This is a genomic window from Pseudacidovorax sp. DMC4, from assembly GCF_056314265.1.
Genome location: NZ_JBQUYR010000001.1, coordinates 341,233 through 362,106, shown reverse-complemented (window position 1 = coordinate 362,106; position 20,874 = coordinate 341,233). Strand labels below are relative to the sequence as shown.

Annotated in this window: 18 protein-coding genes; 8 read left to right on the top strand and 10 right to left on the bottom strand. The window is 67.8% G+C overall.

Going from position 1 to position 20,874, the window contains the following annotated elements; translation table 11 throughout:
- Nucleotides 1-5: 5 nt before the first annotated feature.
- From ACT54X_RS01555 to ACT54X_RS01545, 3 genes are read left to right on the top strand one after another with little or no spacing between them, the layout of a single operon-like run.
- On the top strand, nucleotides 6-2,060 hold the full coding sequence (locus ACT54X_RS01555) for an acetyl-CoA carboxylase biotin carboxylase subunit (RefSeq protein WP_476344618.1): 2,055 nt from the start codon (nucleotides 6-8) through the stop codon (nucleotides 2,058-2,060).
- A gap of 24 nt (nucleotides 2,061-2,084) precedes the next feature.
- Entirely contained in the window at nucleotides 2,085-3,113 is a 1,029-nt protein-coding gene (gene bioB / locus ACT54X_RS01550; RefSeq protein ID WP_294373899.1) for a biotin synthase BioB, read from the top strand.
- Nucleotides 3,110-3,598, top strand: a complete 489-nt coding sequence (locus ACT54X_RS01545) for a VOC family protein (protein ID WP_294373897.1) — start codon at nucleotides 3,110-3,112, stop codon at nucleotides 3,596-3,598. Before bioB ends, ACT54X_RS01545 begins: the two co-directional genes overlap by 4 nt.
- A gap of 72 nt (nucleotides 3,599-3,670) precedes the next feature.
- Here ACT54X_RS01545 and ACT54X_RS01540 read toward each other — a convergent pair whose 3' ends face one another.
- From ACT54X_RS01540 to ACT54X_RS01525, 4 genes are all read right to left on the bottom strand, one after another.
- On the bottom strand, nucleotides 3,671-4,306 hold the full coding sequence (locus tag ACT54X_RS01540) for a LysE family translocator (protein ID WP_294373894.1): 636 nt from the start codon (nucleotides 4,304-4,306) through the stop codon (nucleotides 3,671-3,673).
- A 13-nt stretch (nucleotides 4,307-4,319) separates the two neighbouring features.
- Entirely contained in the window at nucleotides 4,320-4,973 is a 654-nt protein-coding gene (locus ACT54X_RS01535) for an RnfABCDGE type electron transport complex subunit B (protein WP_294373891.1), read from the bottom strand.
- Between the two features lie 20 nt (nucleotides 4,974-4,993).
- On the bottom strand, nucleotides 4,994-6,517 hold the full coding sequence (locus tag ACT54X_RS01530) for a polyhydroxyalkanoate depolymerase (RefSeq protein ID WP_476344615.1): 1,524 nt from the start codon (nucleotides 6,515-6,517) through the stop codon (nucleotides 4,994-4,996).
- A 158-nt stretch (nucleotides 6,518-6,675) separates the two neighbouring features.
- On the bottom strand, nucleotides 6,676-7,299 hold the full coding sequence (locus ACT54X_RS01525; protein WP_234192105.1) for a YitT family protein: 624 nt from the start codon (nucleotides 7,297-7,299) through the stop codon (nucleotides 6,676-6,678).
- 289 nt (nucleotides 7,300-7,588) lie between these two features.
- Between ACT54X_RS01525 and ACT54X_RS01520 the strand changes: the two genes are divergently transcribed.
- The 3 genes from ACT54X_RS01520 (at nucleotide 7,589) to ACT54X_RS01510 (ending at nucleotide 9,069) form a co-directional block, all read left to right on the top strand.
- The gene (locus ACT54X_RS01520; RefSeq protein WP_476344613.1) at nucleotides 7,589-7,801 is read left to right on the top strand and encodes a hypothetical protein; all 213 of its coding nucleotides are present in this window, start codon (nucleotides 7,589-7,591) and stop codon (nucleotides 7,799-7,801) included.
- 202 nt (nucleotides 7,802-8,003) lie between these two features.
- A complete protein-coding gene (locus tag ACT54X_RS01515; protein WP_017760725.1) occupies nucleotides 8,004-8,315 on the top strand; it encodes a glycine zipper domain-containing protein in 312 nt (103 codons plus the stop codon).
- A 49-nt stretch (nucleotides 8,316-8,364) separates the two neighbouring features.
- Complete coding sequence (locus ACT54X_RS01510; RefSeq protein ID WP_294373876.1) at nucleotides 8,365-9,069, top strand: phage holin family protein; 705 nt, start codon at nucleotides 8,365-8,367, stop codon at nucleotides 9,067-9,069.
- 58 nt (nucleotides 9,070-9,127) lie between these two features.
- On the opposite strand, the gene ACT54X_RS01505 is transcribed toward ACT54X_RS01510, so the two are convergent.
- Nucleotides 9,128-10,189 carry a quinone-dependent dihydroorotate dehydrogenase gene (locus tag ACT54X_RS01505; RefSeq protein ID WP_294373875.1) on the bottom strand — a complete coding sequence of 354 codons (1,062 nt, stop codon included), beginning with the start codon at nucleotides 10,187-10,189 and terminating at the stop codon, nucleotides 9,128-9,130.
- A gap of 42 nt (nucleotides 10,190-10,231) precedes the next feature.
- Here ACT54X_RS01505 and rpiA point away from each other — a divergent pair, with 42 nt between their 5' ends.
- Nucleotides 10,232-10,918 carry a ribose-5-phosphate isomerase RpiA gene (gene rpiA, locus ACT54X_RS01500; protein ID WP_294373873.1) on the top strand — a complete coding sequence of 229 codons (687 nt, stop codon included), beginning with the start codon at nucleotides 10,232-10,234 and terminating at the stop codon, nucleotides 10,916-10,918.
- A 30-nt stretch (nucleotides 10,919-10,948) separates the two neighbouring features.
- On the opposite strand, the gene ACT54X_RS01495 is transcribed toward rpiA, so the two are convergent.
- From ACT54X_RS01495 to ACT54X_RS01475, 5 genes are all read right to left on the bottom strand, one after another.
- The gene (locus ACT54X_RS01495) at nucleotides 10,949-11,602 is read right to left on the bottom strand and encodes a glutaredoxin family protein (RefSeq protein WP_294373871.1); all 654 of its coding nucleotides are present in this window, start codon (nucleotides 11,600-11,602) and stop codon (nucleotides 10,949-10,951) included.
- The gene (locus ACT54X_RS01490; protein WP_294373868.1) at nucleotides 11,599-13,674 is read right to left on the bottom strand and encodes a M3 family metallopeptidase; all 2,076 of its coding nucleotides are present in this window, start codon (nucleotides 13,672-13,674) and stop codon (nucleotides 11,599-11,601) included. Before ACT54X_RS01490 ends, ACT54X_RS01495 begins: the two co-directional genes overlap by 4 nt.
- A 97-nt stretch (nucleotides 13,675-13,771) precedes the next feature.
- Nucleotides 13,772-14,626 carry a bifunctional methylenetetrahydrofolate dehydrogenase/methenyltetrahydrofolate cyclohydrolase FolD gene (gene folD, locus ACT54X_RS01485; RefSeq protein ID WP_294373866.1) on the bottom strand — a complete coding sequence of 285 codons (855 nt, stop codon included), beginning with the start codon at nucleotides 14,624-14,626 and terminating at the stop codon, nucleotides 13,772-13,774.
- 86 nt (nucleotides 14,627-14,712) lie between these two features.
- Entirely contained in the window at nucleotides 14,713-15,336 is a 624-nt protein-coding gene (locus ACT54X_RS01480; RefSeq protein ID WP_043115575.1) for a response regulator transcription factor, read from the bottom strand.
- A gap of 17 nt (nucleotides 15,337-15,353) precedes the next feature.
- Nucleotides 15,354-17,948 carry a PAS domain-containing sensor histidine kinase gene (locus ACT54X_RS01475; protein WP_294373852.1) on the bottom strand — a complete coding sequence of 865 codons (2,595 nt, stop codon included), beginning with the start codon at nucleotides 17,946-17,948 and terminating at the stop codon, nucleotides 15,354-15,356.
- Nucleotides 17,949-18,139: 191 nt separating this feature from the next.
- Here ACT54X_RS01475 and aceE point away from each other — a divergent pair, with 191 nt between their 5' ends.
- Nucleotides 18,140-20,854 (top strand): pyruvate dehydrogenase (acetyl-transferring), homodimeric type, encoded by a 2,715-nt coding sequence (aceE, locus tag ACT54X_RS01470; RefSeq protein ID WP_476344609.1) that lies wholly within the window; start codon nucleotides 18,140-18,142, stop codon nucleotides 20,852-20,854.
- Nucleotides 20,855-20,874: the final 20 nt, after the last annotated feature.

The window sequence follows — 20,874 nt, the reverse complement described above, 5'->3', positions numbered from 1 at the left end:
TACACATGTTCAAGAAGATCCTGATCGCCAACCGCGGCGAAATCGCCTGCCGCGTCATCAAGACGGCCCGCAAGATGGGCATTGCGACGGTTGCCGTGTATTCGGACGCGGACCGCGACGCCCGCCATGTCGAGCTGGCCGACGAGGCCGTGTACATCGGCGCCGCGCCCTCGCGCGAGTCCTACCTGCAGGCCGACCGCATCATCGAGGCCTGCAAGAAGACCGGCGCCGAGGCGGTGCATCCCGGCTATGGCTTCCTGTCGGAGAACGAGGCCTTCGCCAAGCGCGTGGAGGAAGAGGGCATCGTCTTCATCGGCCCCAAGCACTATTCCATCGCGGCGATGGGCGACAAGATCGCGTCCAAGAAGCTGGCGAACGAGGCCAGGGTCAACACCATCCCCGGCTACAACGAAGCCATCGACACGCCCGAGCAGGCGGTGGAGATCGCCAAGGGCATCGGCTATCCGGTGATGATCAAGGCCAGTGCTGGCGGCGGTGGCAAGGGCCTGCGTGTCGCCTTCAACGACAAGGAGGCGCTGGAGGGCTTCACCGCCTGCCGCAACGAGGCACGCAATTCCTTCGGCGACGACCGCATCTTCATCGAGAAGTTCGTGGAACAGCCGCGGCACATCGAGATCCAGGTGCTGGGCGACAGCCAGGGCCACGTCATCTATCTCAACGAGCGCGAATGCTCCATCCAGCGACGCCATCAGAAGGTGATCGAGGAGGCGCCGTCGCCCTTCATCAGCGATGCGACGCGCAAGGCCATGGGCGAGCAGGCCGTGGCGCTGGCCAAGGCCGTGAACTACCAGTCCGCCGGCACGGTGGAGTTCGTGGTCGGCAAGAACCAGGACTTCTACTTTCTGGAGATGAACACGCGCCTGCAGGTGGAGCACCCGGTCACCGAGTGCATCACCGGGCTGGACCTGGTGGAGTTGATGATCCGCGTCGCGGCCGGCGAGCCGCTGCCGTTGACCCAGGCCGACGTGAAGCGCGACGGCTGGGCCATCGAATGCCGGATCAATGCGGAAGACCCGTTCCGCAACTTCCTGCCATCGACGGGCCGGCTGGTGAAGTTCCAGCCGCCGGCCGAGTCGCTGTCGGCTTCCGAGCCGAACGCGCCCGATGCTTATGGCGTGCGCGTGGACACGGGCGTGTACGAGGGGGGCGAGATCCCCATGTACTACGACTCGATGATCGCCAAGCTCATCGTGCACGGCCGCGACCGCGCGCATGCCATCGCGCTGATGCGCGAGGCGCTCAACGGCTTCGCGATCCGCGGCATCCACAGCAACATCCCCTTCCAGGCGGCGCTGCTGGCGCATCCCAAGTTCGTCAGCGGTGACTTCAACACCGGCTTCATCGCCGAGCACTATGGCCATGGCTTCCGGGCCGAGGACGTGCCGCACGACGACCCCGACTTCCTTGTCGCCCTGGCCGCCTATGCGCACCGCCGCTATCGTGCGCGCGCCTCGGGCATCAGCGGCCAGCTGGCGGGCCATGGCGTGAAGGTGGGTGAGCAGTTCGTGGTCGTCACGCTGGCCGCAGACGGCGAGCATCGCCACACGCCGGTGAGCGTGACCGACTTCCAGGGCGCCACGGGCGCGAGCGCGGTGCAGGTCGGGAGCCGCAGCTACCAGCTCGAAAGCCGCTCGCCGCTCGGCGGCATCCGCGTCGAAGGGCGCGTGAACGGCCAGCCGTTCACGGCCCAGGTCGAGCGCGGAGCCGGCAAGAACCCGCTGGCCCTGCGCGTGCAGCACAACGGCACGCAGATCGAGGCCATGGTGCTGTCCCTGCTGGGTGCGCGCCTGCAGTCGCTGATGCCCTACAAGGCACCGCCGGACATGAGCAAGTTCCTGCTCTCGCCCATGCCCGGGCTGCTGGTGGACGTCGCCGTCAAGGAAGGCCAACAGGTGCAGGCCGGCGAGAAGCTCGCCGTCATCGAGGCCATGAAGATGGAGAACGTGCTTTTCGCGGCGCAGGACGGCGTGGTGGGCAAGATCACCGCCGGCAAGGGCGAATCGCTGGCGGTCGATCAGGTGATCCTGGAGTTCAACTGAATGGGCGTGCCTACGACCGAGCGCATGGCCACGACCCTTGAACGTCCCGTGGTGCTGCGCCGTGCGGCACCTGCGGCCTCGGGTACCACCGCCCCGCGGTGGCGCGTCGAGGAGGTGCAGGCCCTGCTGGACCTGCCCTTCAACGAGCTGCTGTTCCACGCGCAGACCGTGCACCGCGAACATTGGCCGGCCGGCGACATCGAGCTGGCGACGCTGCTCTCCGTGAAGACCGGGGGCTGCCCGGAGAATTGCGGCTACTGTCCGCAGTCCTCCGAGTTCGACACCGGCGTCAAGGCGCAGAAGCTGATGAGCGTTGAAGAGGTCACCGCCGCCGCCCAGGCTGCGAAGGAGGCCGGTGCGACGCGCTTCTGCATGGGCGCCGCCTGGCGTGCACCCAAGGACCGCGACATCGAGAAGGTGGCTGAACTGGTGCAGGCCGTGAAGGGCCTGGGCCTGCAGTCCTGTGCCACGCTGGGCATGCTGGAAGCCCATCAGGCCCGGACCCTGCGCGACGCCGGCCTGGACTACTACAACCACAACCTCGACACCGCGCCCGAGTACTACGGCGACATCGTCGACACCCGCACCTACCAGGACCGGCTCGACACCCTGGCCCACGTGCGCGCGGCCGGCATCAGCGTCTGCTGCGGCGGCATCGTGGGCATGGGCGAGGCGCCGGTGCACCGCGCCGGCCTGCTGGCGCAACTGGCCAACCTCGATCCCTATCCGGAGTCGGTGCCCATCAACAGCCTGGTGCGCGTGCCGGGTACGCCGCTCGCCGACAGCGATCCCATCGATCCGCTGGACTTCGTGCGCGTGATCGCTGTCGCGCGCATCCTGATGCCCAAGGCCCGCGTGCGGCTGTCGGCCGGCCGACAGCAGCTGGGCGACGCGGTGCAGGCGCTGTGCTTCCTGGCTGGCGCCAATTCGATCTTCTACGGCGACAAGCTGCTGGTCACCGGCAATCCCGATGTGGAGGCCGACCGGCAGTTGCTGGCCAGGCTGGGTCTGCGCGGCCATGACGTGGCTGCCAATGAAGGAGCATGCGAATGAGCACCCAACGTCCGTTCAAGGTCCTGGGCGTCCAGCAGATCGCCATCGGCGGTATCGACAAGCGGCGCCTGGCCACGCTGTGGGTCGACATGCTGGGGTTGGAGATGACCGGCACCTTCAAGAGCGACCGCGAGAACGTCGACGAGGACATCTGCGCCATCGGCAGCGGTGCCTTCAAGGTGGAAGTCGACCTGATGCAGCCGCTGGACCCCGAGAAGAAGCCAGCCGTGCACACCACGCCGCTGAACCACGTGGGCCTGTGGATCGACGACCTGCCGCGCGCCGTGGAATGGCTGACGGCGCAGGGCGTGCGTTTCGCGCCGGGCGGCATCCGCCGCGGCGCGGCCGGCTTCGACATCTGCTTCCTGCATCCCAAGGGCAACGAGGAATTCCCCATCTCCGGCGAGGGCGTGCTGATCGAGCTGGTGCAGGCACCGCCGGAGGTGGTGAAGGCCTTCGGCGCGCTGGCGGCGAGCGCTGGCTGAGGCCGCCCGCGCCGTCCTGGGCGGCAGACAAGCGCTGGTGCGCAGGTTGTTTGCCTACCGGTGGCGGTAGTCTCAGACGCCGGGGCGGCGCCAGAGGGCGAGCGCGCCTGCAAGCAGCCACATGCCTGCGCCGCAGCCCTTGTTGAGCCATTGCAGGCTGCGCTTCGACAACCAGCGCACGACCTGCGTCCCCGCGCCGGCGTAGGCGAGCATCACTGCCGTGTCGATGGCGATGAATACGCAACCCAGGACGAGGTACTGCGCTGCCTGAGGCGCATGCACGTCCACGAACTGCGGCAGGAAGGCTGCGAAGAAGAGCAGGGCCTTCGGATTCGTCAGGGCCACTGCCAGGCTGCGCAACAGGGCCTTGCTGCCCTGGGCCGGACCGTCGGGTGTGGCAGCGATGGCGGTGCGCAGGTCGGGCGCGGCGCTGCGCCACATCCTGAGGCCAAGCCACGCCAGGTAAAGCACCCCTGCCACACGCAGCGCATCGAAGACCCAGCGGGAGGCCGCCAGGACCGAGCCCAGGCCCAGCGCCACGACGCTGATGACCACCGTGCTTCCAAGGCTTGCACCGGCGATGCCCCACGCAGCCCGCCGCATGCCGCCTGCAATCCCGTTGGACAGGGCCAGCAGCATCGTCGGGCCCGGGGTGATCGCGAGGATGGCGGAGGTCAGCGCGTAGAGGGCGAGGGTGTCCGCAGCCATGCCTCTGGCGTGCTCAGTGGTGCGAGCTCGGCTGCCGCGCGGCGCGGGCGCGGGCCATTGCCGCCTCGACGGTACGGCGTTTGCGTTCCGCGGTCTCATCCGGCATCTGCTGCGACCCCTGCGTCGCGGGCGCATTGTCGGGCGGCGACTGACCAGCAACCGCGTTCCCCATTTCCAGCCGATGTGTGCGCGCAAGGTATCGCTGGCGGGCATGGTCCGCCTGCTTCTGTGACCATGCGGCCCAGCCGCTGAGGCCAGGCGTGACCACTTCCAGGCCGATGCAATCCACCGGGCACACCGGCACGCACAGTTCGCAGCCCGTGCAGTGGGCTTCGATCACGGTGTGCATGCGCTTGTGGAACCCCAGGATGGCGTCCGTGGGGCAGACCTCCAGGCAGCGGGTGCAGCCGATGCACCAGGCTTCATCGATCACGGCCAGGGTTCGGGCGCCCTCACTGCCGCATTCGGGGTCGAGTGGGCGTTCGTCCCGGCCGAGCAGTTGCGCCAGCCGCCGCACGCCCTCGGCGCCGCCCGGTGGGCAGCGGTCGATGTCGGCGCTGCCATCGGCCATTGCCGCCGCATAACCGGCACAGTCCGGGTAGCCGCATCGGGTGCACTGCGTCTGGGGCAGGGCGTCGAGCAGGCGGTCCCTATGCATGCGGGGCATGGGCTTCGCAGGTTCGTTGCTCAGGCGCGGGTGCGCCGGCGTGCGGGGGACTTGCGGGGGGCAGCGTCAGCTGCCGACGGCGAGGCGGCTGCCACAGGCGGCGGCTCGGCCACCTTGCGGGCGGGCTGTGACGTCTTGCGGACGGCCGCCTTGCGGGGCGCCGGGGCCGCTGCAGAAGGGGCGGGCGCTGCTTGCTCGGCCGGCACAGCGGCGGGCGTGACCGCACGTGGGGGGCGGCGGCGAACATCTTCCGCGGCCAGCGGAGCGTCATCGCGCGTCTGGGGCTGGTCATGCGCGGCGATGAAGGCGCGCACCTTCGGATAGACCCTCTCGCGCCAGCGGCGGCCGCTGAAGATGCCGTAGTGGCCGGCGCCTGCGACTTCGTAGTGCTCGCGGTGCTCCGCGGGGATCTGCGTGCACAGGTCGTGTGCGGCACGGGTCTGGCCCGAGCCGGAGATGTCGTCCAGTTCGCCTTCCACGGTCAGCAGCGCCGACTGGCGGATGTCCTGTGGCCGCACGCGCTCGATCTGGCCTGCCTCGTTGCGCACGTCCCAGGTGCCATGCACCAGCTTGAACTCCTGGAAGACGGTGCTGATCGTCTCCAGGTAGTAATCCGCATCCATGTCGAGAACGGCGTTGTACTCGTCATAGAACTTGCGGTGGGCCTCGGCGCTGGCATCGTCGCCCTTGACCAGATCCTTGAAATAGTCGTAGTGGCTGGTGGCGTGGCGGTCGGGGTTCATCGCCACGAAGCCGGTGTGCTGCAGGAAGCCGGGGTAGACCCGGCGCCCTTCGCCAGGAAAGCCCTGCGGCACGCGGTAGATGACGTTGTTCTCGAACCACTCGAAGCTCTTGTTCGTCGCCAGGTTGTTGACGGAGGTCGGTGAGCGGCGCGCGTCGATGGGGCCGCCCATCATCGTCATCGTGAGCGGCGTGGCCTCGCCGCGGCTGGCCATCAGCGAGATGGCCGCCAGCACGGGCACCGTTGGTTGGCAGACGCTCATCACATGGCAGTTGCCGTACTCGGCTTGAACGTGGCGGATGAATTCCTCCACGTAGTTGACGTAGTCGTCCAGGTGGAACTCGCCGTCGGACAGGGGCACCGTACGGGCGTTCTTCCAGTCGGTGATGTAGACCTTGTGGCCCTGCAGCATGGTGCGTACGGTGTCGCGCAGCAGCGTGGCATAGTGGCCCGACAGGGGCGCCACGATCAGGACGACGGGCTGGCTCTTGAGCGTGGCCAGCACCTCCGGGTCGTCCGTGTAGCGCTTGAAGCGGCGCAGTTGGCAGAAGGGTTTGTCCACCTCCACGATCTCGTGGATGACCACGTCGGCGCCGTCCACCTCGACGGACTGGATGCCGAACTCGGGCTTCTCGTAGTCCTTGCCCAGTCGGTAGAGCAGGTCGTAGCCGGCGGCCACCCGCTGGGCCATCGGCAACTGGCTGAACATGGAGCCGTTGCCGTAGAGCTTGGAGACGGCCCGTGCGAAGTCCGCAAAGGGCTCCATCAACGAGCGCTGGGCTTCATAGAGGTGGTACAGCATGGGGTCTGGAGGCGCAAGTTTCGCTGCGCCGCAATATAGCAGCGGGTCCTGACGTGAGGGCGCGCGGGCGGCTGCGGCAGTGGCGCCGCGCGGCACAAGTCGCGGATCAGGATGTGAAAGGGGCGCCCGCGTCCTTGAACGCCGCAGAAATCGGGCGTTCAGCTGCCGACGTAGCGGCCCGGCCGGTGGTTGATCCAGAGGAACCCGCCCATCACCACGGCGCCGAGGATCGACCAGCCGACCCGTGCCGGCTCCACCACGAACAGGGCGGCCAGCAGCACGGCGCAGTCGATGGCCAGTTGCACCTTGCCGGCCCGCCAGCCGCGGCGCTCCTGCAGATAGAGCGAGATGACCGTGGCTCCGCCCAGGCTGGCCCGGTGGCGGGCCAGGAACAGGCAACCTGTGCCCAGCATCAGGCCGCCGAACACGGCGGCGAAGGCCGGGTGCAGCGCCTGGATCGAGATGAAGCGGGGCGCCAACTCCGTCAGCACGGACAGCAGCAGCACCGCCGCAAAGGTCTTGACGGTGAACTCGCCGCCCATCTGCTTCCAGGCAAAGCCGTAAAAGGGCAGATTCAGCAGGAAAAACCCCTGTCCGAGCCCGATCCCGGTGGCGTAGTGCAGCAGGAAGGCCGCACCGGCGGTGCCGCCCGTGAGCAGACCCGCCTGGCCGAAGAGCACCAGCGCCATGGCCACGAACAGCGTGCCGGCGCACAGGGCCTGGATATCCTCGAAACGGGAATGACGCAGCGACGGCAAGGGAGGGCGACCGGAGATGTCCATGGGGGGATGCTACGCAAGAAGTGCGCCGAGTGCCTTCGCTTCCGAATGAAATTTACGGATTGCAATCCGGGAAATCCACGACTTGCGCCGCCGACGGCACGGCTTGCCAGAAATGACCTTCATGCCCGTGGGTGACCCTGCCTCAGGCAATGGTTTTGCCTGCTGACACGTCTTGGCGCGCAACGCCCGGCCTGTAGGCGCCGGCGAGGGGCAACAGTGTGGTCACCCCGCAAGAAAGTCCGCTGTGACCGCCTTGCCCAGAGCCGACCATTGAAGGAGTTCGACCGTGATGCTGCAAGTCTCTGCCCGCCTGTCCACGATGAGCACGCCGCCAGCCGACCCGGCCGAATTGCCGGTCCAGCCCGACCGCGGCACGCCACCGACGCCCGGGCAGTTGCCCCCGTCGCCGGTGGTGCCGGCCATGCGTGGCAAGGTGTCCCTGCGCATGCGGGTGCATCACTCCTTCATGCGTGCCGCCGCCTTCAGGTGGCGCACCCTCTGAGCGCCGGCGCCATCGTCGGGCCAGCTTTGTGCTGGCCTAACAGGTGGTGAATGCCGACGCAAGCCGGGTCACTAATGCCGACCGTGTGCCTGTCCGTGGGCAATGTGATGCGATGCGGGGATTAATATCCTTCCATACCGCCTTCAGGTGGTTTTCGTTGTCGGCGCGTCGCCGATGTCCTGAATACGAGGGAAGGTATTTCATGTCCGTCACCCAGAATCTCGAAGCCGCTGCCAACGCCGTGGTCGAAGACCTTGCCAGCGATGTCCGCGGCGTTCTGTCCAACAAGGACCTCGAAGGCGTTCCCCAGCTCAAGGCGCTGAAGCAGCGCGTCGACACCAAGCTCGCGATCGCCCGTGAGCTGGCCGCCGAGAAGAGCAAGGTAGCGGCCAAGAAGGCCAAGGAGGCTGCCCAGACCGCCAATGCCTATGCGCACGATGAGCCCTGGCAGATCGCCGGTGCGGCCCTGGCCGTCGGCGTGCTGGTGGGCCTGCTGATCGGCAGCCGCCGTTGATGGCGACCATCCTGAGTCGCCACCCGCGCCCCTGCGGAGGAGGTCGGGCATGAGCCGACTGCTCGACATGCTGGGCCTGGGTCCGCGGCTGCGGCGCTGGAAGGCGGCCGGTGCGGAGGCCGCGCTGGGTGTCCACGACCGTGCGCAACTGGCGGGCCTCGCCTGGCAGGATGCCCGTGCGCCGCTGGCGCAATCGGCGCTGCTGTCGGCGCTGCTGGCCCTGGTCAGTGTTGTGGTGGGTGTCGTTCTTTCGGCGGCCGTGGTCGTCCACTACTGGGATGGCCCGTTTCGTGTCCGCGCGGCCTGGTGGGTGGCTCTGGCGTGGACCGTCGTCTGGGTCGTGCTGCTGGCGTTGCTGCTGGCGCGGGTGAGGCAGACCTCGCAGGCTGTCCATCCCTTGGCGCAGGAACTGCGGCGCGACCTGTCCGGCGGTGCAGAGCCCGACGCCGCCCCGGCGCGGCCCGATCCCGTTCAAGTCGCGGCAATGCGTGAAGAAGTCCTGGCCCGGATCGCCGAGCAACGCGCGCGGCGGGCGTTGTTGCAGGAGCGCCGTGCGGCCGCCGAGGCCGAGGCCGCAGCCCGTGCTGCAGCGCAACCGCCAACGCAGCCTCTGTCGGCCACTGCCATGCGCATGGCGCGTGAGCATCCCATCGCGACCGGTGCCGCAGCCGCTGCCATGGTTGCGGTGCTGGGCCCGCGGCGGCTGGTCCGCTGGGCCGGCTGGGCATTGCCGATCCTCTGGAAACTGCGCTGAATGCCGCCGAGGCCGGCCCCAGCGCCGGTCTCGCGCTTTTTTCCGGCCGCCGTGTAGGTCAGCGGGCGCCGCGCAGCGCCTTGGCCACCTCGGTCACCAGGCCCGGACCGCGGTAGATCAGACCCGTGTAGATCTGCACCGCATCGGCGCCCGCGGCGATCTTGGCCTGCGCATCGGCACCGCTCAGGATGCCGCCGACGCCGATGATCGGGAAATCGGCGCCCAGCGCTTCCCGCAGTTGCCGGATCACGCGGTTGCTCGCTTCGCGCACCGGTGCCCCGGAAAGCCCGCCAGCTTCCTGCCCATGCGGCAGCCCTTGCACCGCATCGCGCGCGAGCGTGGTGTTGGTGGCGATCACGCCGTCCATCCCCTGGCGACGCAGAGCGCCGGCAATGACGGCCACCTGCGCGTCTTCCAGGTCAGGGGCGATCTTCAGGAAGATGGGCGTGCGCTTGCCGGTGCGCTCGTGCAACTGCGCCCGCCGGTCGGCCATCGCTCCCAGCAAGGCGTCGAGCGCCTCGTCGCTCTGCAGGCTGCGCAGGTTGGCCGTGTTGGGGCTCGAGATGTTGACGGTCACGTAGTCCGCGTGGGCATAGACGCCGTCCAGGCAGGCGAGGTAGTCGTCGGCAGCCCGCTCGATCGGCGTGCTCGCGTTCTTGCCGATGTTGAGTCCGAGCAGCATCGGCAGGCCGCCGCGGCGCTGGCGGAAACGCGCGCGCTTCACGTTGGTCACGAAGCTGTCCAGGCCTTCGTTGTTGAAGCCGAGCCGGTTGATCAGGGCCTCGGCCGTCGGCAACCGGAACATGCGGGGGCGCACATTGCCCGGCTGCGCCCGGGGGGTGACCGTGCCCACCTCCACGAAGCCGAAGCCCATCGCCGCAAAGGCGTCGATGCAGCGGGCATTCTTGTCCAGGCCCGCGGCCAGTCCCACGCGGTTGGGCAGGCGCAGGCCCGCCAGTTCGATGGGGTCTTCCACCCGCCTGGCCGTGTACAGCGCGGCCAGGGGCGTGTTCTGCGTCCTTGCCAGTTGCGCCAGCGTCAGCTCGTGGGCCGCTTCCGCATCCATGCGAAACAGGAAGGGGCGGGCAAGGCCGTAGAGGCCGGTGGCGGGAGCGGGCATCTGATAATTCGCGTTTTTTCGGACAACCCAGGATTCTCCCCGATGCCCAACGCCGCCATGACCCAGGATGAACTCAAGGCCCAGGTGGGCCGCGCCGCCCTCGACCACGTGGTCCGGGGCGAGATCGTGGGCGTTGGCACGGGCTCCACGGTCAACAAGTTCATCGAGGCGCTCGCCACGATCCGCGACCAGATCAAGGGCGCCGTGTCCAGTTCGGAAGCCTCGACGCAGCGCCTGAAGGCCCTGGGCATTCCTGTGTTCGACAGCAACGAGGTCGATGAACTGGCGGTCTACATCGACGGGGCGGACGAGATCGACGGCCGCGGCTACATGGTCAAGGGCGGGGGCGCGGCGCTGACCCGCGAGAAGATCGTCGCGGCCCAGTCGCGCCGCTTTGTCTGCATCGCGGACGCCTCCAAGCGCGTGGAGGTGCTGGGCCGCTTTCCGCTGCCGGTGGAGGTGATCCCGATGGCGGCGCGCCGGGTGGTGCGCCAGTTTGCGGCCCAGGGCGGCACGGCCACGCTGCGCACGAAGGACGGCCAGCCGCTGGTGACGGACAACGGCCAGCACATCCTGGACGTGAACGGCCTGTCGATCCGTGAGCCGCTCGCTTTCGAGTCGGAGGTCAACCAGTGGCCGGGCGTGGTCACCGTGGGCGTCTTTGCGCACCAGAAGGCCAGCCTGTGCCTGCTGGCCACGCCGGAAGGCGTGCAGACGCTGCGCTACTGACCGCCAGCCGGGGCACTCCCGCCTCGGTGCTTAAAAGCGGATGCCTGCCGGATTGGCAGGCGTCGGCCCGATTGGTGGCGGGATGATGGGCGCTGGCGCTTCGGGGGCCGCCGGCACAGCGGGTGTGGCTACGGGTGCAATGAGCGGACGGGCCTGGGGCGGGGTGTACCCCGGCGGCAGACTGTTGCGGCCCGGATAGCCGGCCGCATCGAGATACTGCGACCACTGGGCATCGGCATAGCCGCGCAGCTGCTGGCTGCCGATGGCCAGCAGCGGCAGGCCGGTCTGGCCGCTGAGGCGCTGCAGCGCCTCGATCTCCAGATTGGTATTGACCGTGCGCTCCTGGAAGGGGATGCCGCGGCTGCGGAGCATGGAGCGCCCTTCATCGCAGGGGGCGCAGTCCCGCTGGGTATAGAGCGTGACCGGGTAGCGTTGCACAAGCTGCCGCAGCTCGAAGGGCAGGGCTGCGGCGCCCGTGTCGATGTCGTTGCCGCTGGGCGCTTCGACCGGCCGGGCGGCCGTGGAGGGCGCACGGTCCGAGAAAGTGACCCGGCCCTGCGCGTCGATGGAGCGGTACAGGGGCTGGGCGCACGCCGCGCCCCACAGCCCGGCGGCGGCCAGGCCCACAGCGAGCAGCCACGCAGTCCGGCGGCGCAGGGCGGGGGCGGTAAGCGCGGCGCTCACGCCAACGCTTCTTCTGCGAGCGGCTCGCTCATGCCCTGGTGGCGCAGCAGGGCGTCGATGCTCGGCTCGCGGCCACGGAAGGCTTTGAACGATTCCATCGCGCTGCGGCTGCCGCCCGCTTCCAGGATCGCTTTGCGGTAGCGGCGGCCGGTCTCCACGCTGGGCAGGCCCTGGGCATCGACCGTCTCCTCGAAGGCCGCATAGGCGTCGGCCGACAGAACCTCGGCCCACTTGTAGCTGTAGTACCCGGCCGCATAGCCGCCCGAGAAGATGTGGGTGAACGTCATGGGCGTGCGGCTGAATTCGGGCGAGGGCAGCACGGCCACCTCGGCGCGCACTTCGTTCAACAGCGCCATCACGGCGCCGGGCTTGGCTTGGCTGGCGTCGAGCTGGGTGTGCAGCAGCATGTCGAACAGCGCGAACTCGATCTGGCGCAGCGTCTGCATGCCGCTCTGGAAGTTCTTGGCGGCGATCATCTTGTCGTAGAGCGCGCGGGGCAGCGGCGCACCGGTATCGACATGGGCCGTCATGTTCTGCAGCACGTCCCATTCCCAGCAGAAGTTCTCCATGAACTGGCTGGGCAACTCCACGGCGTCCCACTCCACGCCGCTGATGCCCGAGACGTCGTGCTCGTTCACCTGCGTCAGCATGTGGTGCAGGCCGTGGCCGAACTCGTGGAAGAGGGTGATCACGTCGTCGTGCGTGAGCAGCGGCGGCTTGCCGTCCACGCCCTCGGCGAAATTGCACACGAGGTGCGCAACGGGCGTCTGCAGCCGCTGGTCGTCGGGGCGCAGCCAGCGTGCGCGCACGTCATCCATCCAGGCGCCGCCACGCTTCGCCGCGCGGGCCGAGGGGTCCAGGTAGAACTGGCCCACCTTCTGCGCGCCCTGGGGCGTCTGACGCTCGATACGGTAGAAGACCACGCTCGGATGCCACACCGGTGCCTCGTCGCGGCGGATCTGCACCTCGAACAGGTTCTGCACGATCTTGAAGAGGCCGTCGAGCACCTTGGGCGCCGGGAAGTAGGGCTTGACCTCCTGCTCGCTGAAGGCGTAGCGGGCTTCCTTCAGCTTCTCGCCGATGTAGCTCCAGTCCCAGGGCTGCGGATCGGCGATACCCAGTTCGCGGCTGGCGAAGTCGCGCAGCTGCACCACGTCGCGCTGGCCGTAGGGTTTGGCCTTGGCCGCCAGGTCGCGCAGGAAGCCGATCACCTGCTCGGGCGATTCCGCCATCTTGGGCACCACCGACAGTTGGCCGAAGTTGCGGTAGCCCAGCAGTTGCGCCTCTTCCTGGCGCAGCTTCAGGATCTCGAGGATGAGCGGGGTGTTGTCGAAGGCCGGATCACCGAACTCGCTGGCGCGGGTGACATAGGCGCGGTAGAGGTGTTCGCGCAGCGCACTGCTGCGGGCGAACTGCATCACCGGCAGGTAGCAGGGCATCTTGAGCGTGAGCTTGTAGCCGGCCTTGCCGTCAGCCTCTGCCGCAGCGCGCGCGGCCGCCACCACGTCTGCTGGTACACCGTCCAGGTCAGACAGCTCGGCATAGAAGGCGAAAGCGTCGGTGGCGTCCAGCGCGTGCTCGCTGAACTTCTGGCTGAGCTCGGCCTGGCGTTCCTGGATCTCTGCATAGCGCTCGCGTGCCGCGCCCTGCAACTCGGCGCCGCCCAGCACGAAGTTGCGCATCGCGTTGGCGTGGGCCTTGCGCTGCTCGGCGTTGAGTGTGGCGACGTCGATGGCCTTGTACTTGGCGTAGAGGCGCTCGTCCGCGCCCAGGCGCGTCCAGAAGGCGGTGACGCGCGGCATGGCCTCGTTGTAGGCCGCCCGCAGCGCAGGCGTATCGGCCACGGCGTTGAGATGCCCTACGGCGCCCCAGGCCCGGCCCAGGCGCTCGGTGGCCACGTCCAGGACCCGGGCGATGGCGCCCCATTCGGCGGGGAAGGCGGGGGCCGTGACCTCCTCCAGTGCCGCTTCGGCCTGCTGCAGCAGCGCGTCGATGGCGGGGGCCACATGTTCGGGCTGGATGCGGTCGAACAGGGGCAGATCGGAGAAGTCGAGCAGCGGATTGGAGGTCATGCTGCCGATTTTGAGGCAAAGCCCGGCGCTTCAAGCGGCGGACATCGCCATGGCCGCGATGCAGGCCGGCTATTGCGGCCCCGGCATCCGCGGTGGCTCAGGCTGCGGCGACGCGCTCGGCGGATTCGAGCGTGTTGACCAGCAGCATGGTCACCGTCATGGGGCCGACACCGCCGGGAACCGGCGTGATCCAGCCGGCCACCTCCTTGACGGCCGCGAAGTCCACGTCGCCGCAGAGCTTGCCCTGCTCGTTGCGGTTCATCCCCACGTCGATGACGATGGCGCCAGGCTTGACCATGTCGGCCGTCACCGTGTTGCGGCGGCCCACGGCGGCCACCACGATGTCGGCCTGGCGCACATGGTGGGCCAGGTCGGCGGTGGCGCTGTGGCAGATGGTGACGGTGGCGTTCTTGGCCAGCAGCATCAGCGCCATCGGCTTGCCCACGTTGTTGCTGCGGCCGATGACCACCGCATGCTTGCCTTTGATGGGCACGCCGGTGCTCTCCAGCAGCTTGATGCAGCCGTAGGGTGTGCAGGACCAGAAGCCCGGCAGGCCGGTCATCAGCGCGCCGGCGCTGGCCACGTGGAAGCCGTCCACGTCCTTCTCGGCCGCGATGGTCTCGATGACCTTGTCGGCATCGATGTGCTTCGGCAGCGGCAGTTGCACCAGGATGCCGTGGATCGCCGGATCGGCATTGAGGGCGCGCACCCGCTCCAGCAGGTCCGCCTCGGTCATCGTGGCCTCGTAGCGCTCCAGCACCGAGTGCATGCCGGCCTGCTGGCAGGCGTCGACCTTCTTGCCGACGTAGACCTGGCTGGCCGGGTCTTCGCCGACCAGGATCACCGCCAGGCCCGGCGTGATGCCGCGGGCCTTGAGGGCGGCAGTGCGCTCGGCCACTTCGGCGCGGATCGTGCGGGCCACGGCATTGCCGTCGATGAGTTGTGCGGTCATGGGATTTGCTGGAAAGTGGAATGAAAAACGCCCGCGGCCAAGGCCGAACGGGCGTGGTGAGGGAGCGGCGGGGCGTAGCGGCGGCGTCAGGCCTTGGCGGTCTGGCCCAGGGCGATCTTCAGCAGATCGGCCACCGTGTTGGCGTTGAGCTTTTCCATGATGTTGGCGCGGTGCGCCTCCACCGTCTTGATGCTGATGCCCAGGTCGTCGGCGATCTGCTTGTTGAGGCGGCCGGCGACGATGCGCTCGAGCACCTGCGATTCGCGGCCAGTGAGCTTGGACAGCAGGGCGTCGCGGCTGGCCGATTGCTGGTACTGCGCGAAGGCGGTGCGGGCGTGTTCGAGCATGCGCTCGACCAGCGACACCAGGGCTTCTTCGTTGAAGGGCTTCTGGATGAAGTCCATCGCCCCCTTCTTCATCGAATCGACCGCCATCGGCACGTCGCCGTGCCCGGTGATGACCACGATGGGCAGCGGCGATTTGCGCTCGATGAGCTTGTCCTGCAACTCAAGCCCCGACATGCCGGCCATGCGGATGTCGACGATCAGGCAGGCCACTTCGCGCGGGTCGTAGCGGGCCAGGAAGGACTCGGCGGATTCGAAGCAGCGGACCCGGTAGTCCTTGCCTTCGAGCAGCCACTGGAGCGAGTCGCGGACGGCCTCGTCGTCGTCCACCACATAGACCGTGCCCTTCTTGGGGATCAAACTCATGCGCTTACCTTTGCCTCTCAGGAAATCGAGGAGCCTGCGCCGGCCTTGCCTGCCGCGGCGGGCGGTTGGCCGGTGGCGGTCCAGTCGGGGGAACGGTCGTCGGTCGCTACGGAATCCGGAGCGCCGTCCACTGGAATCCAGAAGGAGAAACGGCAGCCGACGACCTCCGATCCATTGTAGAGGTTCTCCGCCTGCATCCTGCCCCTGTGCGACTCGACGATGCTGCGGCAGAGATTGAGGCCGATGCCCATGCCTTCGGCCTTGGTGGAGAAGAAGGCCTCGAACAGCCGCTCCATCACCTCGGGCGCCAGGCCCTTGCCGGTGTCCTGAACGGCGAACTCGATGGCCTGGTGGCCCTCGACCTTGCGCGGCACCACACGCAACTCCACCGTACGGCGCGCCGGCGGGCGCTGGGCCATGTCGATGGACTCGGCGGCGTTCTTCATCAGGTTGACCAGCACCTGCTCGATGAGGATGGGGTCGACATGCACCGTCGGCAACCGTGCCGCCACATAGTGGTTGAGCCGCACGTTGCGCCGCTTGAGTTCGATGCCGGCCAGTTCCACCGCCTCGCCCACCATGGTGGCGACCTCGGACGGCGTTCGGTTGGGCTCGCTGCGCTTCACGAAAGTGCGGATGCGCTGGATGATCTGCCCCGCCCGCTGGGCCTGCTTGGCCGTCTTCTCCAGCGCCCCGAGCAGGGCCTCGGTGTCGATCTGCTGGCCACGGATGCGCGACATCATGCCGTTGCAGTAGTTGCTGATGGCCGTGAGCGGCTGGTTGAGTTCGTGCGCCACGCTGGAGGCCATCTCGCCCATCGTGATGAGGCGGCTGGCGGATTGGGCGCGGTCGGCCTGCTGGGCGGCCTGCTCCTCGGCATCGCGGCGGGCCGTGATGTCGGTGGCGATCACCAGTTGCGCCAGGCGGCCGTCGACCCAGGTCAGGTAGCGCGAACGCACCTCCAGCCACTTGTTGAGGTGCGGCACGAAGATCTCGTTGTTGGCGGGCTGGGCCGCGGTGAGCGTGTCGGTGGGCAGACCGGCCAGCGGGTCGACATCGTCAAGATCGTTCTCGTTGCTGGGCGAGGGCGCGGCCCCGGCCTGCGCCACCATGCCCAGGTGGCCCACCGTGTCCGAGCCGAACCACGCCCGGTACATCTTGTTGGCGAAAAGCAGTTCCTCGCTGCCGAGCGGCGCCACCGACACCGAGGCGTCCAGCGCCTCCAGCACGGTGGTGAAACGCTCGTGGGAGGCCGACAGCTGCTCGCGGATACGGGTCGGCTCGGTGATGTCGGTCATCGACGTCATCCAGCCGGTCTGGTGGCCGTGGGCGTCGACCAGTGGGGACACGTACAGCCGGGCCGGGAAGATCGTGCCGTTCTTGCGCCGCACCCGCACCTGGAAGCCGCCCGGCAACGCCCGGCCGTGGATCTCCTCCTCCAGGCGCTCATTCATGAGTTCGGTGTCGGTCTCCAGCCAGTAGGGGAAGGGCGGCTTGCGACCGACGAGCTCTTCCTCGCTCCAGCCGGTCATGGTGCAGAAGGCGGCGTTGACGTAGCTGATGCTGCCGTCCAGGTCGAGTACGCGCATGCCGGTCAGCATGGAGTTTTCCATGGCGCGGCGGAAGTTGGTCTCGGCCTGTAGCGCCTGCTGAGCGGCCAGGCGCCGGCGGGTGTGGCGCCAGGTGCCGATCAAGAGGCCGCTGGTGAGCACCGACAGGGCCGCCACGAGCCAGAACAGCCCGTTGCCGATCAGGCCGAGCGAGGTTCGCCAGGCCTGCGCACGCAGCACGAGGCTGTTGCCGACCGGAGAGACGGGCACCTCGTATTCATTGGTGGGCTCCGCCCAGGGCAGCGGCCGCGATTCGGCCGGGCTGCGGCTGTTGGTCGTCGTGCCGGCCAGCAGCTTGCCGGTGCTGTCCAGCAGCGAGACGGCGTACTTGGCCGAGACCTCGGGCGGGATGCCATAGCGCAGCAGCCCGTCGACCGAGAACTCGCCCAGCACCGTGCCCGCGAACAGGCCCTGGTCGAACAGGGGAATGTGAAGCTGCAGCGGCGCAGTGCGGTCGCCTGTGGCGTTGGGCTGCGAGTAGACCGGCTGGGCCAGCTCGCGCGCGAGCGCGTAGTGGGTCTCGATGTCGCCTGGCCGCAGCAGGTCGCCGGCCATGTGCTGCTGCGCGGGCGGCACGCTGGGCGAGGCATAGGTTGCGCGCCAGACCCGCCGGTCGTCGATCCAGCTGACCGACTGCAGCTCCGGGAACTGGCTGACCAGCGACTCGGCGCGGCTGGTGAATTCGATGGCGTCGACTTCATGGTTGCTGGCGTCGCGCGCCAGGCGCATCAGCTGCTCCTGCCGCTCCAGAAGGCGCAGGCGCAGCCGCTGCTGCGCATATTCGACATCGCGGCGCACGGATTCGCGTTCGCGCTCCAGTTCCTCGGCACGCAGATACCAGAAGGCCGCCACGATGGCGGCCAGGAAGAGCAGCACCGCCGCCATCGGCACCAGCATCGCCACACTGTCCTGCAGCGGCGGGGTCTGGCGTTTCCACCAGCGTTGCCACCACGACACGAGTGGGAGAGGATGGCCGGCGGTGGGCTCGGGGGGGGAACGCATCACGCGAGTTTAGAAGAGCGCCTGCCCCGCAATTTCTGCTGCAAAGCAGCATGAATTTCATATTAAGAAACGCCATGGCACCATTTGGAATCGCCTTTTTTTTATGAGACACTGCGCCGCCCGCGCGATGCGGCCTTTCTTCCTCTCTCAATTAACGTACGCCACGTACACACCGATTCAAGGAGACCCGGATGTCGGCCAACCCCGAGAAACCCACTGGCGCCGCAGCAAACGAAGCTGACGTGCAAGAGATGCAGGAATGGAAGGACGCGCTGTCGGCCGTCATCCAGAACGAAGGCGCCGATCGGGCGCATGCCCTGCTCGAAGAGCTGCTGGAGCATGCGCGCCAGAACACGGTGGACATGCCTTTCTCGGCCAATACCGGCTATGTGAACACCATCGAGCCCAGCGAGGAAGCCCGCAGCCCCGGCAACCTCGAGATCGAGCAGCGTCTGCGCGCCTACATGCGCTGGAATGCCATGGCCATGGTGGTCAAGGCCAACCGCCACCATCCGCCCGAGGGCGGTGACCTGGGCGGCCACATCGGCTCCTTCGCCTCGCTGGCCAGCATGTTCGGCGCCGGTTTCAATCACTTCTGGCACGCCGAAACCGAAGGGCACGGCGGCGACCTGCTCTACATCCAGGGCCACGTCTCGCCCGGCATCTATGCGCGCGCCTACCTCGAAGGCCGCCTCACCGAAGAGCAACTGCTGAATTTCCGCCAGGAGGTCGACGGCAAGGGCCTGTCCAGCTATCCCCACCCCAAGCTGATGCCGGAGTTCTGGCAGTTCCCGACGGTGTCCATGGGCCTGGGCCCGCTGATGGCCATCTACCAGGCGCGCTTCCTCAAGTACCTGCATGCCCGCGGCATCGCCGACACCAGCAATCGCAAGGTGTGGGTGTTCTGCGGCGATGGCGAAATGGACGAGGTCGAGTCGCTGGGCGCCATCGGCCTGGCCGCGCGCGAGAACCTCGACAACCTGATCTTCGTCATCAACTGCAACCTGCAGCGCCTGGACGGCCCGGTGCGGGGCAACGGCAAGATCATCCAGGAGCTCGAAGGCGAATTCCGCGGCGCCAACTGGAACGTCATCAAGCTCATCTGGGGCAAGGGCTGGGACGCCCTGCTGGCCAAGGACCATGACGGCGCCCTGCGCAAGATCATGATGGAGTGCAACGACGGCGACTACCAGGCCATGAAGGCCAACGACGGCGCCTACGTCCGCAAGCACTTCTTCGGCCGCGATCCGCGCACGGCCAAGATGGTCGAGCACATGACCGACGACGAGATCTGGAACCTGCAGCGCGGCGGCCATGATTCGCAGAAGGTCTACGCCGCCTTCCACGCCGCGCAAAACCACACCGGCCAGCCCACCGTGCTGCTGGTCAAGACGGTCAAGGGCTTCGGCATGGGCAAGATTGGCGAGGGCAAGAACACGGTCCACCAGACCAAGAAGCTGGGCGACGAGGACATCAAGGCCTTCCGCGACCGCTTCAACATCCCGATCCCCGACAGCCAGATCGCGGACCTGCCCTTCTACAAGCCGGCCGACGACACGCCGGAAATGAAGTACCTGCACGAGCGCCGCAAGGCACTGGGCGGCTACCTGCCGCACCGCCGCACCAAGGCCGACGAGAGCTTCACCGTGCCTTCGCTCGACACCTTCAAGGCCGTGCTCGAGCCCACGGCCGAAGGCCGCGAGATCTCGACCACCCAGGCCTACGTGCGCTTCCTGACGCAGCTGCTGCGCGACAAGGCCCTGGGCCCGCGTGTGGTGCCCATCCTGGTCGACGAGGCCCGCACCTTCGGCATGGAAGGCCTGTTCCGCCAGGTCGGCATCTACAACCCGCATGGCCAGCAGTACACCCCGGTCGACAAGGACCAGGTCATGTACTACAAGGAAGACAAGGCCGGCCAGATCCTGCAGGAAGGCATCAACGAGGCCGGTGGCATGTCCAGCTGGATCGCCGCCGCCACCTCGTACAGCACGAACAACCGCATCATGGTGCCGTTCTACGTGTACTACTCGATGTTCGGCTTCCAGCGCATCGGCGATCTGGCCTGGGCGGCCGGCGACATGCAGGCCCGCGGCTTCCTGCTGGGCGGCACCTCGGGCCGCACCACGCTGAACGGCGAAGGCCTGCAGCACGAGGACGGCCACAGCCACATCCTGGCCAACACCATCCCCAACTGCGTCAGCTACGACCCGACCTTCGCGCATGAAGTGGCGGTGATCCTGCATCACGGTCTCAAGCGCATGGTGGAGAAGCAGGACAACGTCTACTACTACCTGACGCTGCTCAACGAGAACTACGCGATGCCCGGCCTGCAGCCCGGCACCGAAGAACAGATCATCAAGGGCATGTACATGGTCCGCCAGGCGCCGGCCCTGGACAGCAAGGCGCCGACGGCGCAGCTGCTGGGCAGCGGAACCATCCTGCGCGAATCCTTCTTCGCCCAGGAACTGCTGGAGAAGGACTGGGGCGTCGCCGCATCGGTCTGGAGCTGCCCGAGCTTCAACGAGCTGACCCGCGACGGCCAGGACGCCGACCGCTGGAACCTGCTGCACCCGACCGAGACGGCCCGCGTGCCCTTCGTCGCGGAGCAACTGGGCAAGACCACGGGCCCGGTGGTCGCGTCCACCGACTACATGAAGGCCTATGCCGAGCAGATCCGTCCCTTCATCCCGAAGGGCCGCAACTACAAGGTGCTGGGCACCGACGGCTTCGGCCGCTCGGATTTCCGTAGCAAGCTGCGCGAGCATTTCGAGGTGAACCGCCACTACATCGTGGTCGCCACGCTCAAGGCCCTGGCCGAGGACGGCGCGGTGCCGGCCGCCAAGGTGGCCGAGGCCATCAAGAAGTACGGCATCAACGCCGACAAGATCAACCCGCTCTACGCGTAATCCACCCACGGAACTGAAAC

Coding starts and splice junctions, on each gene's coding strand:
- ACT54X_RS01555 (WP_476344618.1), top strand. CDS start 6: ATGTTCAAGAAGATCCTGATCGCCAACCGCGGCGAAATCGCCTGCCGC.
- bioB (WP_294373899.1), top strand. CDS start 2,085: ATGGCCACGACCCTTGAACGTCCCGTGGTGCTGCGCCGTGCGGCACCT.
- ACT54X_RS01545 (WP_294373897.1), top strand. CDS start 3,110: ATGAGCACCCAACGTCCGTTCAAGGTCCTGGGCGTCCAGCAGATCGCC.
- ACT54X_RS01540 (WP_294373894.1), bottom strand. CDS start 4,306: ATGGCTGCGGACACCCTCGCCCTCTACGCGCTGACCTCCGCCATCCTC.
- ACT54X_RS01535 (WP_294373891.1), bottom strand. CDS start 4,973: ATGCCCCGCATGCATAGGGACCGCCTGCTCGACGCCCTGCCCCAGACG.
- ACT54X_RS01530 (WP_476344615.1), bottom strand. CDS start 6,517: ATGCTGTACCACCTCTATGAAGCCCAGCGCTCGTTGATGGAGCCCTTT.
- ACT54X_RS01525 (WP_234192105.1), bottom strand. CDS start 7,299: ATGGACATCTCCGGTCGCCCTCCCTTGCCGTCGCTGCGTCATTCCCGT.
- ACT54X_RS01520 (WP_476344613.1), top strand. CDS start 7,589: ATGCTGCAAGTCTCTGCCCGCCTGTCCACGATGAGCACGCCGCCAGCC.
- ACT54X_RS01515 (WP_017760725.1), top strand. CDS start 8,004: ATGTCCGTCACCCAGAATCTCGAAGCCGCTGCCAACGCCGTGGTCGAA.
- ACT54X_RS01510 (WP_294373876.1), top strand. CDS start 8,365: ATGAGCCGACTGCTCGACATGCTGGGCCTGGGTCCGCGGCTGCGGCGC.
- ACT54X_RS01505 (WP_294373875.1), bottom strand. CDS start 10,189: ATGCCCGCTCCCGCCACCGGCCTCTACGGCCTTGCCCGCCCCTTCCTG.
- rpiA (WP_294373873.1), top strand. CDS start 10,232: ATGCCCAACGCCGCCATGACCCAGGATGAACTCAAGGCCCAGGTGGGC.
- ACT54X_RS01490 (WP_294373868.1), bottom strand. CDS start 13,674: ATGACCTCCAATCCGCTGCTCGACTTCTCCGATCTGCCCCTGTTCGAC.
- folD (WP_294373866.1), bottom strand. CDS start 14,626: ATGACCGCACAACTCATCGACGGCAATGCCGTGGCCCGCACGATCCGC.
- ACT54X_RS01480 (WP_043115575.1), bottom strand. CDS start 15,336: ATGAGTTTGATCCCCAAGAAGGGCACGGTCTATGTGGTGGACGACGAC.
- ACT54X_RS01475 (WP_294373852.1), bottom strand. CDS start 17,948: ATGCGTTCCCCCCCCGAGCCCACCGCCGGCCATCCTCTCCCACTCGTG.
- aceE (WP_476344609.1), top strand. CDS start 18,140: ATGTCGGCCAACCCCGAGAAACCCACTGGCGCCGCAGCAAACGAAGCT.